This is a genomic window from Lactobacillus equicursoris DSM 19284 = JCM 14600 = CIP 110162, assembly GCF_001434815.1.
Classification (GTDB): domain Bacteria; phylum Bacillota; class Bacilli; order Lactobacillales; family Lactobacillaceae; genus Lactobacillus; species Lactobacillus equicursoris.
Window position 1 is genome coordinate 1 of the sequence record NZ_AZDU01000163.1, and the last position, 261, is coordinate 261.

Below are 261 nucleotides of genomic sequence, written 5' to 3' on the forward strand. Positions count from 1 at the left end.
ACAAACGAGTCTTGAATGGCAGGTTTTGTACAGATACGCTGACCTTCTTACCAAAGGTTGATTCAAAGTTTGATTGCAGAGATTCGGTAGTCTTGTTGCCGGCATCAGTGTCGTCTGACAAGATCTTGAAGCTGATCTTGCTCTTGCCCAGTTCCTTCAAGCCCTTGTTGAAGTACTTAACGGCTTCGCTCTTGTCAGGAGTTGCTGGATATAAAGTTTCAGCTGACTTAGAGATGCGCTTAGTGTAGTCTTCACCATTAA

At 44.1% G+C, this 261-nt stretch carries 1 pseudogene; it reads right to left on the minus strand.

Annotated elements, in window-relative coordinates:
• A pseudogene (locus FC20_RS10585) lies at window positions 1-261 on the minus strand (peptide ABC transporter substrate-binding protein); the annotation flags it as partial.